The sequence below is a fragment of the Meridianimarinicoccus zhengii genome (assembly GCF_003254465.1).
GTDB lineage: Bacteria > Pseudomonadota > Alphaproteobacteria > Rhodobacterales > Rhodobacteraceae > Meridianimarinicoccus > Meridianimarinicoccus zhengii.
Genome location: NZ_QDFI01000010.1, coordinates 35414 through 50949 on the forward strand (window position 1 = coordinate 35414; position 15536 = coordinate 50949).

The following is a 15536-nucleotide window of genomic DNA, read 5'->3' on the forward strand; positions in this document are numbered from 1 at the left end:
GTCAGCCGTCCTCGCCGATACGGACCTGCTGTCCCGGCCGCAGCGCCTGAACCCCAGCCGTCACGACGATCTCGCCGTCGCGCAAGCCGTCCGTCACGGTCGCCCGCGCGATGTCGAAGCTGCCGATTGTCACGCGGCGCAGATCCACCGTTTCGGTCGCAGGATCGACGACGAACACCGCCGGTTCCCCGTCGAGGGTGGTCAGCGCCGTGGCCGGCAGCGGCGTCGCCTCGGTACCCGCAAGAACCACGCTGCCCGTCAACGCGGAGCCGAGCCGGAACGCCGCGGGCACATCCGAAAGGCCCACCCGGACACGAAAGGTGCGCGTGACCGGATCGGCCTCGGGGGCGATTTCGCGCACCCGCCCGGTCGTCACGACCGACGGATCGCTGACCAGCGCCACATCGATCACCGATGTGGGGGTGGCCGTGGCGATCAGCCGTTCCGGCACGTCGAACACTGCATCGCGGCCATTGTCCCGCGCCAGCCGCACGACCATGGACCCGGCCGCCACGACCTCGCCCGGTTCGGCACCGATGGCGGTCACGACGCCCGTGGCGTCGGCATAGAGCACCGTGAAGGACAGCGCCTCTTCGGCATTGGCAAGCTGGGCGCGCGCGGCGTCGGCGCGCGCTTCCGCCTGCCGGAAGGCCTGGAGCGCCACATCATAGCGTTGCTGGGTCGTGAAGCCCCGTTCCAGAAGCTCGGTCTGCCGCCCGAAATCGGTTTCGGTCCGGTCCACGTCGCCCTCGGCCGCGGTCAGTTCGGCCTGCGCGGCCACCACGGTGTTGCGCTGGGTCGTGTCCTCGAGCCGTGCGAGGATCTGGCCCGGCGCGACCGTGTCACCGACATTCACGCTGCGGCTGACCACCCGGCCACCGGTGCGAAAGCCCAGCACGGCGGTATCCTGCGCCTGCAGTTCACCGGTCAGTGTGACGGTCTGCCCGCCGGTGGCGCTTTCCGCGATGGCGACACGCACGGGGCGGATGGGTTCGCTCTGGGGCTCGCCCTCGTCGTCGCAGGCCGCAAGAAGCACGAGAAGCCCAAGGCCCATCGCGGCGCGCTTCAACGCCCGCACCCCGCGCAAGACCCCGGCGCCGCCGGGAACATGGGACTCCGCATGAGCAACCTCGCATTTTTGAAGAAGGCCGCCGCGAAAAGGCACGGCAGTTCGGTGTGTCCAATGTGCCCAAGCGCGTCGCGCTGTCAAAAGGCAAAACGCCGCCCCGTCGGGTTTCTTCCCCGAGTGGCAGCCGCGACAGGCTCAGAACGACCCGAAGACCGCGCCCAGCCCGATGACGACCGCCAGCGCCAGAAGCGCACCCAGAACCGCGACCATCACGATGTCGAAGTAACTTTCCCGGTGCGTGCATCCGCACACCGCCAGCATCGTGACCACCGCGCCGTTATGGGGCAGGCTGTCGAGCGTGCCCGAGGATATCACCGCCACGCGGTGCAGCAGCGACGGATCGATCCCAGCCCCGTTGGCGAGGTCCAGATATGTCGGCCCCAGCGCCTGCAACGCGATGGTCATGCCGCCCGAGGCCGATCCGGTCAGCGCGGCAAGGATGTTCGTGGCCAGCGCCAGCGACACCAGAAGCCCGCCCTGGATGCCCAGCACCCAGTCCTGCACGAGCGCGAAGGCAGGCATCGCCGCGACGACCGCGCCGAAACCCACAAGGCTCGCCACGCTCAGGATCGGCAGCACGGACGCCGTGGCGCCCGCATCGATGCTGTTGCGCAGCGCCGGGAAGCGGCGGAAATTGAGCGCCACGAGCACGAGGATCGCCGCCAGCAGCGCCACGGCCACCGACCAGATGCCGCCCACCGCGGCCAGCGAACTGCCGCCCCATTCGGGCAGCGCCAGAAAATCGGTGTCGAGGCGCGGCAGCACGCCCTGCGACACGACCAGGTTCACCGTCACCACCGTGATCAGCGGCAGGATCGCGACCGCGAAGGGCGGCCGGGATGCCGCCTTCTCGCCGCTGTCGATCTCGGCCGGGTCGAATTCCCGCGCCGTCGTCGCCACTTCGCGCAGCATCACGGGATCGGTCGCATCCAGCCCCGCCGCCGGACCGCCCGCCCGTGCGAAGCCTTCGCCCGCCCGGCGCGCCCGGTTCTCACGCAAGTTCAGCCACCATAGCCCGAATCCGAACATCACCAGCGCCGCGATGATGCCCAGCCCGGGCGCCGCGAAGGGCGTGGTGCCGAAAAACGGCGTCGGGATGGCGTTCTGGATGGCGGGCGTGCCGGGCAGGGCCGACATGGTGAATGTCGACGTGCCAAGCGCCACCGCCGCGGGCAGCAGCCGCCGGGGCACGGCGCCCGCGCGGAACAGCGCCACGCCCATCGGCGCCAGCACGAAGAACGCCACGAACAGGCTCACGCCGCCATAGGTGACCATCGCGCCGGCCAGCACCACGGCAAGGATCGCGCGGCTCGGCCCCAGCTTCAGCGTCATGTAGTCGGCGATGGCCCCGACCGACCCGGAATCGTCCATCAGCTTGCCGAACAGCGCACCAAGCAGGAACAGCGGAAAGAACTGCGCCACGAACCCGGCCGCGGCGGGCATGAATGTCTGTGTCCAGTGCGCCAGCAGCGGTTCGGCCGAGAATGCCGCCGCCACCATGGCCGCCAGCGGCGCCAGCAGAAGGATGGTCCAGCCCCGGAAAGCCAGCGCCATCAGAATCGTCAGACCGGCAAGGATACCCAGAAGCCCCATGGCGTCAGATCTCCTCGAGCAAGGTGTTGATGTCGAAGGTCTCGCGCACACCGACATCTGGCAGATGCGCCCGCCCGAAATCGATGGCGGCACGGCGGCCTTCCTCGAACAGCATTTCAAGGAACGGCCATTCGGCGTTGAGCTTCGACGAATGCCCCAGGTCCACCATCAGGTCGGATGTGATCCGGTGCAGCCGCATTTCCCGCCACAGCCGCGCCGTGCCGTTGCCCGGATCGATGACCTGCCGCAGCAGGGCCATCATCTGCAATTCCTTCAGAAGCTGTCCGTTGAACGAGATCTCGTTCAGGCGGCTGGCGATGTCGCGCGCGCTGCGCGGGGTCTCGGCCCGCAGAACCGGGTTGATCTGCACGAGGAACGTGTCGTTGCTGTCGCATTCCTGCACCAGCGGCGTCATCATCGGGTTGCCCGCGTAGCCGCCGTCCCAATAGGGCACGCCGTCGATTTCCACCGCCTGGAACAGCGAGGGCAGGCACGCCGAGGCGAGCAGCACATCGGCGGTGATCTCGTGCTTGCGGAACACGCGCCCATGCCCGGTATGCACGTTGGTCGCCGTGATGAAGAGCTTCACCGGACCTTCCGCCAGCGCAGGAAAATCGATCAGGTCTTCAAGGATGCCATGCAGCGGATTGCCCGCCATGCCGCCCATGTCATAGGGCGACACCAGCCGCGCCATAAGGTCCATCGCCACGAAGGCAGGCGAATTGTCGAGACTCCAACTGCCGGTAAGCATTTCCCATGGGCCGCGCCGGAACGGGCTGAAGCGCGCCGCGTCGGATGTCTTGCGCCAGAAGGCATGCAGCATCTCGCGCGCGGTCTGCCGCCCGCCGCTGGCCATGCCCGCCGCAAGGATCGCGGCATTCATTGCTCCGGCCGAGGTGCCGGAGATGCCTTCGATCGTCATCCACTCCTCTTCAAGCAGACGGTCGAGCACGCCCCAGGTGAACGCGCCATGCGCGCCGCCGCCCTGCAGGGCGAGATCGATCAGCAGCGGCGGGCCATCGCGGCGTTTCGCGAGTTCAGGAGAAACGTCAGTCATGGCTGAATATCCTTGTGGGCGTGGCGCCGCGCACCGGAGTCGGGATGCGGGCCTTCACGGAAGATGTGGGAATTGTCAGGCAGGATGCGGCGAATGCCGACGCGCGCCCGGATCGCGCCGGGGGCATGCGCACATGATGCGAACGGCCCGTATGGCGGCAATCCCGTCACGACAGCTTGCTCGCGCATTTTCATCACAGGACCTGCACCATGCGGCGGCGCGCGGCAATGCCGCGCCGCAGCGACACGTTTCTCTTAGGGAGCGGCCGCAGGGAAAGCAAACGCAACGTAAGGACAAATCGGCGCAGCGCAGGTCAACCGGGGTGCGGCGGGACCGCTGCGGCATTGCGGTCCATTCGCCACGTTGCCCCGGCCCGCGGCATTTGCCAACAAGGGGTCGACACAACGGATCAAGGGGAACGGCCAATGCACCCGGACGGACGTGGCACGTATTGGCGCGGTGCAATCGGGCTTTGGGCCGTGCTCCTTGTCATCTGGGCCGCGGTGAACGGGAGCCTTGCACCGGTTGTCATGGTCGCCGGACTGGCGGTGACGGGCGCCATCGCCCTGCCCCTGTGCCGCACGGCGACCCCGTGGACCGACCTTCGCCTGGGACCGCGTGCCATCCTCGGTTTCCTGCGTTACACCGCGATCTTCCTGCGCGAGATGGTCCGGGCCAATCTTGGCGTGATGCGCGTCGTCTATGCCCCGCGCATCGACATCCGGCCCGGCATCGTGCCGACCCGCGTGGAACTGACCGCGCCCATGGCGCGCTTCGTGCTGGCGAACACCGTGTCGCTGACACCAGGTTCGCTCGTGCTGGAGCTGAAGGACGAATCGCTGTCTGTCCATCTGCTCGACCGCACGACCACGGATGTCGACATCAACACCGCCGCCGTGTCCGGCGCGTTCCAGCCTGCCCTTGCGAGGACCTTTGGCTGATCTCTTCCTCAGGATCGCCATGGTGCTGGTCTTCTTCAGCATCGTGTTCGCCGTGATCCGGCTGGCGATCGGGCGCACGCTGCTTGACCGCGTGGTGGCGATGGACGTGCTGACGATCACCACGATCTCGCTGATCGCGGTTTATGCCCATGTCGCGGACCGGTTCGTCTATCTGGACGTGGCGCTGGTCTATGGGCTGCTGAGCTTCCTGTCGGTGCTTGCGGTCGCGCGCTTCATGCATCGGGGATTGTGAATGCTCGAAGCGATGATCCTGCTCGTCTGTGCCTGCATCCTCGTCAGCGGCGTGCTGGCGATGGTGCTGGAAAACCTACTGGCGGCCATCGTCAGCGGCGGGCTTGCCAGCCTGTTCGCCGCGTTGTCCTTCCTGCTACTGGCCGCACCGGACGTGGCCATGGCCGAAGCGGCCATCGGATCGGGGCTGGCGACGTTCATCTTTCTCTACGCCCTGCGCAAGACCGGCTATGGGAAGGACGGCGGATGACCGAACTTGCCGGAAGCCTGTTCATCCTGCTCGGGTCGGTGTTCCTGTTCTCGGCGGGACTGGGGCTTCTGCGGATGCCGGACGCCTTCACCCGCATCCAGGCGGGCACCAAGGCCACGACGCTGGGCGCGACGCTGATCATGGTCGGGCTGGCAATCCATCACCCCGGCTGGACCTTCAAGCTGTTGCTGATCGTGTATTTCGTCTTCGTCGGAAACCCCGTGTCATCCCACGCACTGGCGCGGTCGGGCCACAAGACCGGCACGCCGATGTGGCGCGGACGCGGCAGGCCGGAGACGCGGGATTGATGCGCGCCCTGGCCGCCTGTGCCATCCTCGCAGGACTGGCGGGTGTCTTTGGACTGGTCGTCGCGTCCCATGCCGAACCGGCGGCGCTGCGCCCGCTTGCGGCTGCCTATGTCCGCGCCAGCGTCGAGGAACTCACCACGCCGAATGTCATCACCGGCATCCTGATGGCCTATCGCAGCTTCGACACGCTGGGCGAGGTGGCGGTGCTCTACATGGTCGCGGCAAGTCTTGGCCTGCTGTTGCAGCCCATCGGCGACCATGGCGGCGGGCCGACCGAACCGCGGCTTCATCCCGGCGAGATCGTGGAAAGCGGCAAACAGGTCCTGTTCCCGATGATACTGACCTTCGGCGCTTATGTCATTGCCAATGGGCACCTGTCGGCGGGCGGGGGGTTTCAGGGCGGGGCGATCCTGGCATCCGGCGTGATGCTGCTGATGATCGCCAATCCGGACGCCGCCATAAATGTCGCCGCCCTCGGCCTGCTGGAATCCGCCGTGGGCGTGCTGTTCGTCGCCATCGGCATTCTCGGGATGATCCATGCGGGCGGGTTTCTCGACCCGCGCATCCTGCCCGCGGGCACGCTTGGCGATTTCGTCAGCGCGGGCGCGATCCCGCTGACCTCGGCGCTTCTGGGCATCAAGGTCGGCGCGGAACTCTCTGTGATTCTTCAGAAATTCCGAAGCTGAGCAGGGCGGGACGCGCATGACGGTCTTCCCCGTGTCCACAGTGCTGATGGCGACCGGGTTCGGGCTGATCCTGATCGGGCTTGCCGGGGTACTGCTGCACCGCAACGTCCTGCGCATGATCATCGGCTTCGGGCTGATGGACAGCGGCGTCGCCATCGTGCTGGTGGCAACCGGCTATGTCACCGGCGGCACCGCACCGATCATCGATGCGGACCTGTCGGCCGGGGATGCGACCGCCCGCGTGGTCGATCCGGTGCCCTCTGCCCTGACCGTCACGGCCATCGTGATCGGCTTGGCAGTGACGGCGGTCATGCTGGCCTATGCGATCCGGCTCTATCGCACGCACGGGACGCTAGACATACGCGCCTTGCGGGATTCGCGGGGATGATGGCGCTGCTGAGCGGGTTGTTCCAGCCGATGGGCATCTTCCTGTTCGGGATCGGTGGCGGGTTCCTGATCCCGATCCTCCATCGACTGGGCAAACCGTGGCTCCATGGCGGTTTCGCGCTGTTTCTGCTGGGACTGACGCTTTCGAGCCTCGTGCCGCTGCTCGTCGTGCTGCGCGACGGCGTGCCGCTGGAAATCCTGACCGCGGGGGCCACCCCCCCGCTGGCGATCAACCTGCGCTTCGGGCTGGCGGAAGGCGCCGTCGCTGCCAGCGTCAATGTCGTGGCGTGCCTGCTGGCGATGGCACTTTGGGACCGGCTGCGTGGCAACCACGTGGCGCTCCTGCTGTTCCTGATCCTGACCATGGGCATCAACGGGATGATCCTGACCCGCGACGCGTTCAACCTGTTCGTATTCCTCGAAATCGTGTCCATCGGTACCTACGGATTGCTCGGGCTGGGCACATCGCGCGCAGCGGTGCAGGCGGCGATGAAATACGTCATGGCCACGGTCATCGCGTCCATGGTCTTCCTGCTGGGGACGGGGTTGATTTACCAGGCGACCGGGCATCTCAACATCGACCTTCTGCTCGCCGGGCGCGACGCCTTGGGCGCGCCCATCGCCGCGGTCGGAGTCGCGTTGATGCTCGGCTGCCTGCTGCTGGAGCTGAAGCCCTTCCCGGCCAATGGCTGGGCACTTGACGTCTACGAAACCGCGCCGCCCGCGCTGGCCGCATTCCTGTCGGTCTGCGCCTCGGCCGGGATGATCTTCGCCTTCGCAAAGCTGCTGCCGCTCTTCCCGGACTATCTGGGCTTCATCACGGCGTCGGCGGCCCTGACCTTCCTGCTGTCCAACCTGATCGGGCTGCGCCAGGACAGTCCCGGGCGGCTGCTTGGCTATTCGTCCATCGGACAGATGGCGCTTCTGGTGCTGGCGCTGGCCGTGCTGACCGGTATGGGGGCTGAGGACGCGCTGCCCTTCGTCGTCTTCGGGCTGTTCGTCAATCACCTTCTTTCCAAGGCGGGGCTGTTCGTGCTGGCCGGGGCGCTGGGTCCGGGGGGCGTGGGTATCGCCCGCGGGCTGGGACGCCGACCCGGGCTTGCGGTGCTGCTGGCCCTGTTCGTGATCGCCATTTGCGGCCTGCCGCCATTTCCGGGGTTCTGGGCCAAGTGGGATCTGGTGATGCACCTGGCGATGGATGGGCGGACCGGGCTGATCGCGGTGGTTCTGGCGGGTTCGCTGCTGGAGGCCGCGTATCTCTTCCGCTGGTTTCTCCGGGCCCTTGCCCCGAACGACGATCACGCGTTCCCCCCGACCCCGGCACATGTGATGGTCCCGCTCGTGGCGCTTGCGGCCCTGCTCATGATATCGGGGCTTGCCTGTGCCATACTGACGGGGACCGCGACCCCCGTCACGCTTGCGCCACTCGCGGTCGGGGCCGCGCTTGCAACTCTCGGGCAGGTCGTGCGCGGCCGTGTGCTTGGCGCGGTGACCCTTGCGACCATCGCGGCGACCGGGTGGTGGCTGCCGATGCCGGACGGCATCCCCGGCCTTTTCGCGCCGCTGCTGCTGGCGGGCGGTCTTGTGATCGCCCTGTCAGGGCTGGCGCAGGACGCCCCCGGCAGGTTGCAGTACCCCATGCTTGCGGTGCTGCTTCTGGCGTTGCAGGCCGTGCTGCGGGTGGAAACGGGGCTCGAATTCTACCTCGCGTGGGAATTCGTCGCGCTGGCCGCGTTCTTCCTGATCACGCAGCGCCCGCAGGCCCTGAATCCGGCACTGATGTTCCTGATGTTCTCGCTGGTTGCGGCTTTCCTGTTGCTGGCCGGGTTCGCGCAACTCGCGGCCCTGTCGGGAACGCAAGTGCTTGCGGGGCTCGACATTGCACATCCCGCGGCGCTGCCCGGCCTCGTACTGATGGCCGCCGGGTTGCTGGTGAAGGGCGCGGCGCTCGGGCCGCATGTCTGGCTCCCCGAGGCGCATGCCGAAGCGCCGGGCGAGGTGTCGGCGCAATTGTCTGCCGTGGTCACCAAGGGCGCAATGTTCGGGCTGCTGGCAGGCGGCTACGCGGTGATCCGCGCCGGAGGCGTCGATGTCTCCCACGCGCTGGCGTGGATCGGCATGGCAACCACCCTTGGCGGCGCGCTCATGGCGCTGGCGCAGACCGACGCGAAACGGCTTCTCGCGTATTCCAGCATGAGCCAGCTTGGCTACATCGTTCTGGCAATCGCGCTGATGGGGCATCTCGGTTGGGTCACGGCGCTTTACGTCGTCGCCAACCACATGCTGGTGAAGGGCATCCTGTTCCTTGCGGTCGCCGGTGTCGTGCTGCGCACCGGGACGCGGCGGCTTGACGGATGGGGCGGGCTGGCAGGGGCAATGCCGCTGACCTGCGCGACCGTGACGATTGCATTGCTGGCGATGGCCGGTCTGCCGCCGCTCATGGGCTTCGGCGGCAAGTGGCTGCTTCTGTCCGCTTTGGTGGACAAGGGCTGGACAGGGCTTGCCATCGCCGGGGCAATCGCGACGTTCCTCGGGCTGTGGTACATGCTCCGTCTCTTTGCGGCGATGGTGATGGGCCCGCCGGACTCCTCGCCCGCGCGGCTGGGCGAAGCGCCCGCGCTGTTGCTTGTCCCGCAGCTGCTGCTGGTCATCGGGATCGGGGTCATGACCTTTCTTCCCAAGACGCTGATGGGGCCGGTTTCCGCCGCCATCGACCCGGACTTCGCCACGACCCTTGTCTGGGAAGGCCGGTCGCTAGAGGCGATCTATGCCGCGTGGTGGCCCATGCCCACGATGCTTGCCGCCCTGGGGGCATCCATGGTGCTGGCCGTCCTCTGGCTTGCGGTCGGGCTGACGGGGCGCACGGCGACCGGGCTGCGAGCGGTGCTCGTGACGGCGCGTCCGCTGCCCGCATGGGCGATGCCGCCACTGGCCATGCGCGGATGGGCCGGGATGTGGCGGGCGGCCCATGATGCCGCCGACGGGGCGCGGCGCGTCTATTCCGGCGACGGGCAGGTCTACCTGATGCTGGTGCTGGGGTATATTCTTGCCGTATTTGCGGCTGGACAGATCGCGCCATCCTGAAATGCGACCCGATGGCTTGACCTGATTTCGGGGGGCGGGCCAACCAGTGCAATCGAACGCGGGACCATAGCGTAAGCGGCCCGAAAACCTGTGGGAGATGACATGAAATTCTCGAACGTCATCGACGGAACGGAACGGCTCGTCGTTGATCTTTTCACGGCGACCTTCGCCGCGTCCGAGGGCGCGGCCGAAGGCGCGATGATCGGCGGCCTCGTGGCGCGGCAGTTGGCGGAAACGCCGCCTGACGATATCAGGGTATTCACGGCATGGGATGGCGCCACGCCGGTCGGCGGGGCCGTGTTCACCCGGCTTGCCTGTCCCGATGACCCGCGTGCCGTGGTCCTGCTGTCGCCCATGGCCGTGGCGACTGATCGGCAGGGTCAGGGCATCGGGCAGACACTGTTGCGGCACGCGCTGGCGGCATTGCGTGCGGAGCGTGTGGATGTGGCGATGACCTACGGCGACCCGGCCTTTTACGGCAAGGTCGGTTTCATGCCGGTCTCCGTCTCGACGGTGCCCCCGCCGCACCCACTCAGCCAGCCCGAAGGCTGGGTCGGTCAATCCCTGACCGGAAAGGCCCTGCCACCGCTTAAAGGCCCCTGCACCTGCGTCGCCGCGCTGGACGACCCGGCCTTCTGGTAGAACAGCCCCGGAGCACTGGTGAACGTGCGGGCCCGCTAACCGGTATACCGCGCCGCCGTCAGACCATCCATGTCGATCTCGGGCGTCCGGCCCATCACGATGTCTGCAACGGCCCGGGACGACCCGCAGGCCATGGTCCAGCCCAGCGTGCCGTGCCCCGTGTTCAGGAACAGGTTCGCATGGCGCGTCGGCCCGAGGATCGGCGTGCCGTCCGGGGTCATCGGGCGCAGGCCGGTCCAGCCCTCGGCCTTGCTGACGTCGCCGCCCCGCGGGAACAGGTCCTGCACCACGTGGCGCACGGTATCGGTCGCGTGCGCCCCAAGCTTCTTGTTGTAGCCGATGATCTCGGCCTGCCCAGCCACGCGGATGCGATCGCCCAGCCGGGTGATCCCGACCTTGTGGGTCTCGTCCATGATCGTGGAGACGGGCGCCCCATCGGGATCGGTCACCGGAAGGGTTATCGAATAGCCCTTGATCGGGTAGATCGGCACGCGAATTCCCACCTGCCGCAGCAGCACGGGCGCGTAAGGGCCCATGCAGCAGACAAAGGCATCGGCCGCCCAGGTGCCCTGTTCGGTCCGCACCGAAGCGATGCGGTCGCCTTCGGTGACCAGCCCCTCGATGGTTTCGCTGTATCGGAACGTGACGCCCATCCCTTCGGCCACCTTGGCAAGTGCGCGCGTGAAGGTCCGGCAATCGCCTGTACGATCCGCGGTCAGTTGCAGACCGCCCACGAATTTTTCCGCCACGTGGGCAAGCCCGGGCTCGGCGTCGATGCAACCCGCACGGTCGAGCACCCGATAGGGCGAGTCGAATTCGGCCAGCACCTCCTGATCCGCCGCCGACCCGTCGAGCTGCTTCTGGGTGCGGAACAGTTGCAGCGTGCCCTTTTCGCGCAGGTCGAAATCGAACGGCACCTCGGCCATCAACTCGGGCAGCGCGTCGCGGCTGTAGTTCGACACGCGCACCATCCGGCCCTTGTTGATCCGGTAGGCCTTGTCGTTGCAATTCATGAGCATCTTCAGCCCCCAGGCCCACATGGTCGGGCTGATGAGCGGCCAGATGAACAGCGGGCGGTGGCGCATGAACAGCCACTTGATCGCCTTTTTCGGCACGCCGGGTGCGGCCCAGGGCGAGGTCATGCCATAGCTCAGCTCGCCCGCATTGGCATAGCTCGTCTCCATGCCCGGTTCGCGCTGGCGGTCGATGACCGTGACCTCGGCCCCCTGTTTCGCAAGGTAATAGGCCGTCGTGACGCCGATCACACCGGCGCCGAGCACGATGACTTTCATGGGGTTTCTCCGATCCGGGTCAACAGGCGGCGGTCACGATGATCTCGACACGCAGTTCGGGCCGGGCCAGCTTCGCCTCGCCGCAGGCGCGGGCGGGGGCGTGGCCCTCGGGCACCCAGGCATCCCAGACCGCGTTCATCTCGGCGAAATCGGCCATGTCCGCGAGCCAGATCACCGCCTGCAACATGCGGTCGCGCGACGATCCGGCCTTCGTCAACAACGCGTCGACACGCGACAGGCAATCGCGGGTCTGCTCGGCCACGGTGGCGCCTTCGCCCACCTGCCCGCAAAGATACGCGACCCCGCCATGCTTGACGATCTTGCTCATGCGCTGGCCAGTGTCGATCCGTTCGATCATGTCGTGCTCCTGTTCCGCGGTTGCGCGCGACGTGTCATCCATCGCGGCCCGTTCGCCCAGTGATACCGGTTTCGGCAGCGAAGGCATGTGAAAATATCCCCCCGCGTCACGCAGGGCCGCGACAGGGTGCCTGCCCGCGTGAACTGCGTAATGGGTTGAAAGGGCGGTCTGCAGCTCCGCCACGGCAGCGGCGGGCGCACGTGCCGCCCGGGCGGCGACCGATGCCGACGCCAGCGCCTGCCAGTGCGCGAGGCGCGCGCGGTCCTCTGGCCGGGCGGCGTAGCGGATCGCACCCGCCACCACGGTCAGGACACAATCGCGCCCCGATCCCTGCGCGAGCAGCCGTTCGACCAGCCGCGCGGGATCGGTCTGCGTGTCGATGCCGATCCGGTCGGTGGCGAAAGCGGCAAGGTCAGCGGGCGCCCCCGGCGCGATCACCCCGTGATCTTCGGGCAAAAAGGCCGCCGCCGCACCGCCCGCGGTGGCCATGTGCAGCAGTGACGCCGCCTCGTCCCCCGCCGGGATCGCGCCATCCGCGCGCCCGAGCAGCGCCGCCAGCCGCATTTCGCGCAGGAGGTCCTCGTCATCGGCCAGCGCGCAATTGTCGGTGCCGACGGCAAGCCGGACCCCTGCCCTGCGCAGGTCTGCGACCGGCGGCGGACCGTTGAAGAGCCGCATGTTGGACCCGGGATTGAGCACCACGGCGAGCCCCTCGGCCAAGGCGATGTCCATGTCGGCAGGCGTCATGTGCACCCCGTGGGCGCAACTCGTGCGCGCGGCGAACACCCCGCAGGTGCGCAGGCGGGCAAGCGTGCCTTCCGGATAGAGCCGCCGCGCCGCCGCGGCCTGTGCCGGGGATTCCAGCAGATGGAAGTGCACGCCGACGCCGCGTCGCGCCGCATCCGCCGCGACCTGCGCCCAGAGCGTATCGCTGACCCATTGCGGCCCCGCCGGACCCCAGGCGAGCGTCTGGGCGGGATCGTCCGCGGTCTCCGCGTGCAACGCATCCATCAGCGCGACGCTGGCATCCCAGTCCGCCATGTAGGGCGCGGGTGCAGGCCCTGTCACCAGCGCACGCGCGTCATCGGGCAATCCGGCGATGAAGGCCGCCGCATCGGCATCCGGATAGACCGGCACGCCGCGATCCTGCACCCCCACGCAGACGGTCGCCCGCAACCCCGCCGCGCGATAGGCGGCGATCTGTGCGCGCAACTCGGCGGCGTAGTCCCCCGACCCGTAGCTGTAATTCGCGTGCAGCGTGGCCGTGACACCGTTGGCCAGCATCGCCTCGGCGGCCAGCCGCGTGACCGCATGGATATCGGGCGGCCCATGCTGGAGGCGCGCAGCGATCCACGGCTCGAGCGGACGGTCGGGATAGCCCATTGCAAGCTGGCTGATCCCGCGCCCGTGCTGATGCGCGTTCACCAGCCCCGGCATCAGCACCGCAGCCCCGAGGTCGATGACATCGGCCCCTTCGGGCGCAGGCAGGTTCGGGCCTACCGCCGCTATCCGTCCATTCGTGATCAGCACCGCAGCGTCTCGCAGGGGCGGCACCCCCGCTTGCGGCACGACCCATGCGGCGCGCAGCAGCAGCGGACCCTGCATCAGGCCGGCGCGCCGAACATCCGCTCCGGCAACCACAGCGCGATGCCTGGGAACAGGATCAACAGCGCCACCATCGCCAGCATGATCGCCACGAAGGGCAGCGCCCCGATCATCACGTCGAGGATCGAACCCGAACTGCGAACCCCTTGTACGATATAGAGGTTCATCCCCAGCGGCGGCGTGATCAGCGCGACCTCCATCATCACGACAAGGAACACGCCAAACCATACCGGATCGATCCCGAAACTGACCACGACCGGCACCACGATGGGGATCGTGGCGATCATCATGGACAGCGTTTCAAGGAAACACCCTAGGATAAGGTAGAACACCACGAGGATCAGCATCAGCTGCAACTGGTTGACCCCGTATTCCGTGATCGTGCGCGCCAGCACCTGCGGGATGCCGAGAATGCCGATGATGAAATTGAGATACTTGGCCGCGATGATGATGAGCAGGATCATCGCCGTCAGCTTCACCGTGGACAGAAGCGCCGCGTGCAGCATCGGGATGGAAAAGCGCCGCTTGGCGATGGTCACCGCAAGCGCGCCCATCACGCCCAACGCCGCGGATTCCGACGGCGTGGCCCAGCCCGCGTAGATCGACCCCATGACGAGCACGAAGATCATCATGGGCGGCAGAATGTCGAGCAGGTTGCGCAGCTTGACCGACAGGGGCGAGGACGGGATCGGTTCGCCGGCGATGGACGGCTTCAGCACCGCCGCGACGAAGATATAGGCCATGAACATGCCCGCGAGCATCAGCCCCGGCACGATCCCCGCGACGAACAACTGCCCGATGGAGGTGTTCGACATCGATCCGTAGATGATCATGTTGATCGATGGCGGGATCAGGATGCCGATGGTCGCGCCCGCGGCGATGGACCCCAACGTGATCCGGTCGTCATAGCCGCGTTCCTTCATGATCGGCACGGCGACCGTGCCCATGGTCGCGGCGGTGGCGACCGACGATCCGCTGACCGCGGCGAACAGCGTGCAGGATGCCACGTTGGAATGCAGCAAGCCCCCCGGCAGCCGCCGCAACCAGTCCGACAGGGACCGGTACATCCCGTCGGTGACGCCCGACCGCACCAGCAATTCGCCGAGCAGGATGAAAAGCGGGATCGCCGTCAGCACGAAATCGTTGAGCGACCCCCAGGCCTGCCCGCCGAACACCATCAGCGTCGGCATCCCGAGGTAAAGGCTCGCCCCCAGCACGCCGATCACGAACAGCGAGACCGCCACGGGCAACCCCGCGAACATCAGCGTCAGCATGGTCAGGAAGCCGCCGAACGCGCCTGCAACCCCGATCATGGCGCCGTTCCCCGACGGGCGGCGCGTTCCGCCACGCTGCGCTTTTCCTCGAGGATTTCGTCTTCCAGCGACTTGGCGCCGTACCAGTCCTGCAAGGCCGGGTTGGCCGTCACTGCAAGCCACAGCGCATGCAGCGCCGAGACCAGCGCATAGATCGCGAACATCACCAGCCCCGCGACCCAGACCGCCTGCGGCATCCACAGGGGCGTCTGACTGGGTGTGCCCGACAGGGTCTGGAATTCGATGCTTTCCTGCACCACCGTCCAGCCGCGCCACGCAAGGAACACCGCCATGCCCGCGATGGCAAGCATCGCCACAACATCGAGGATGCCCGCCGCCCGCCGCGGCAGGCGTTCCAGAACAAGCTCGATCCGGGTGTGCCCGCGCAGCAGCAGCGTATAGGCGAATCCGAACGACGCGGCGGCCGCCAGTGCATAGCCCCCGTATTCGTCCGCGCCCTGCAACGAGACCCCGACCGTCCGGCGCAACACGACCTCGAGACTGACGAACACCGCTACGCCGAGGATCGCGTAGCCCCCGAGCAACGCGAAGAACCGCACCACCGGCCCGAGAAGGCGTTCAACCGGGTTCTCGTTCATCCGCGTTCTCCTTGGGCCGGGCCGGCACGTGAAAAAGCCC

At 67.4% G+C, this 15536-nt stretch carries 16 protein-coding genes and 1 pseudogene; 8 read left to right on the forward strand and 9 right to left on the reverse strand.

From position 1 onward, the window contains the following. Position 1: 1 nt before the first annotated feature. The 4 genes from DDE13_RS05075 to DDE13_RS22775 form a co-directional block, all read right to left on the reverse strand. A complete protein-coding gene (locus DDE13_RS05075; RefSeq protein WP_394340284.1) occupies positions 2-1078 on the reverse strand; it encodes an efflux RND transporter periplasmic adaptor subunit in 1077 nt (358 codons plus the stop codon). 186 nt (positions 1079-1264) lie between these two features. After that, positions 1265-2722, reverse strand: a complete 1458-nt coding sequence (locus tag DDE13_RS05080) for a GntP family permease (protein ID WP_111402093.1) — start codon at positions 2720-2722, stop codon at positions 1265-1267. 4 nt (positions 2723-2726) lie between these two features. Further along, positions 2727-3779, reverse strand: a complete 1053-nt coding sequence (locus tag DDE13_RS05085; RefSeq protein WP_111402095.1) for a patatin-like phospholipase family protein — start codon at positions 3777-3779, stop codon at positions 2727-2729. Next, entirely contained in the window at positions 3776-3973 is a 198-nt protein-coding gene (locus DDE13_RS22775; RefSeq protein WP_162630863.1) for a hypothetical protein, read from the reverse strand. The genes DDE13_RS05085 and DDE13_RS22775 overlap by 4 nt, the downstream gene beginning before the upstream one ends. A gap of 231 nt (positions 3974-4204) precedes the next feature. Between DDE13_RS22775 and DDE13_RS05090 the strand changes: the two genes are divergently transcribed. From DDE13_RS05090 to DDE13_RS05125, 8 genes are all read left to right on the forward strand, one after another. Beyond that, positions 4205-4720, forward strand: coding sequence for a Na+/H+ antiporter subunit E (locus tag DDE13_RS05090; protein WP_111402097.1), 516 nt, complete (start codon positions 4205-4207; stop codon positions 4718-4720). Then, entirely contained in the window at positions 4713-4973 is a 261-nt protein-coding gene (locus DDE13_RS05095) for a monovalent cation/H+ antiporter complex subunit F (protein WP_111402099.1), read from the forward strand. Before DDE13_RS05090 ends, DDE13_RS05095 begins: the two co-directional genes overlap by 8 nt. Then, entirely contained in the window at positions 4974-5222 is a 249-nt protein-coding gene (locus tag DDE13_RS05100; protein WP_111402101.1) for a Na(+)/H(+) antiporter subunit B, read from the forward strand. Beyond that, complete coding sequence (gene mnhG / locus DDE13_RS05105; protein ID WP_111402103.1) at positions 5219-5530, forward strand: monovalent cation/H(+) antiporter subunit G; 312 nt, start codon at positions 5219-5221, stop codon at positions 5528-5530. The genes DDE13_RS05100 and mnhG overlap by 4 nt, the downstream gene beginning before the upstream one ends. Further along, on the forward strand, positions 5530-6216 hold the full coding sequence (gene mbhE, locus DDE13_RS05110) for a hydrogen gas-evolving membrane-bound hydrogenase subunit E (RefSeq protein WP_111402105.1): 687 nt from the start codon (positions 5530-5532) through the stop codon (positions 6214-6216). Before mnhG ends, mbhE begins: the two co-directional genes overlap by 1 nt. A gap of 16 nt (positions 6217-6232) precedes the next feature. Continuing rightward, positions 6233-6604 (forward strand): sodium:proton antiporter, encoded by a 372-nt coding sequence (locus DDE13_RS05115; RefSeq protein WP_111402107.1) that lies wholly within the window; start codon positions 6233-6235, stop codon positions 6602-6604. Continuing rightward, entirely contained in the window at positions 6601-9687 is a 3087-nt protein-coding gene (locus DDE13_RS05120) for a proton-conducting transporter transmembrane domain-containing protein (RefSeq protein ID WP_222626033.1), read from the forward strand. The genes DDE13_RS05115 and DDE13_RS05120 overlap by 4 nt, the downstream gene beginning before the upstream one ends. 102 nt (positions 9688-9789) lie before the next feature. Then, positions 9790-10329: a GNAT family N-acetyltransferase gene (locus DDE13_RS05125; protein WP_111402109.1), complete on the forward strand. Its 540-nt coding sequence runs from the start codon at positions 9790-9792 to the stop codon at positions 10327-10329. 35 nt (positions 10330-10364) lie between these two features. Here the strand turns inward: DDE13_RS05125 and DDE13_RS05130 are convergent, their stop codons facing one another. The 5 genes and pseudogenes from DDE13_RS05130 to DDE13_RS05145 form a co-directional block, all read right to left on the reverse strand. Further along, the gene (locus DDE13_RS05130) at positions 10365-11621 is read right to left on the reverse strand and encodes a D-amino acid dehydrogenase (protein WP_111402111.1); all 1257 of its coding nucleotides are present in this window, start codon (positions 11619-11621) and stop codon (positions 10365-10367) included. A 19-nt stretch (positions 11622-11640) separates the two neighbouring features. Next, positions 11641-11979: a RidA family protein gene (locus DDE13_RS23370; RefSeq protein WP_235868593.1), complete on the reverse strand. Its 339-nt coding sequence runs from the start codon at positions 11977-11979 to the stop codon at positions 11641-11643. Between the two features lie 291 nt (positions 11980-12270). Then, positions 12271-13584 (reverse strand): annotated as a pseudogene (locus DDE13_RS23375) (amidohydrolase family protein); the annotation flags it as partial. Then, complete coding sequence (locus DDE13_RS05140) at positions 13584-14897, reverse strand: TRAP transporter large permease (RefSeq protein ID WP_111402115.1); 1314 nt, start codon at positions 14895-14897, stop codon at positions 13584-13586. The pseudogene DDE13_RS23375 and the gene DDE13_RS05140, both read right to left, overlap by 1 nt. Continuing rightward, positions 14894-15496 (reverse strand): TRAP transporter small permease subunit, encoded by a 603-nt coding sequence (locus DDE13_RS05145; RefSeq protein WP_111402117.1) that lies wholly within the window; start codon positions 15494-15496, stop codon positions 14894-14896. Before DDE13_RS05145 ends, DDE13_RS05140 begins: the two co-directional genes overlap by 4 nt. Between the last annotated feature and the right edge of the window lie 40 nt (positions 15497-15536).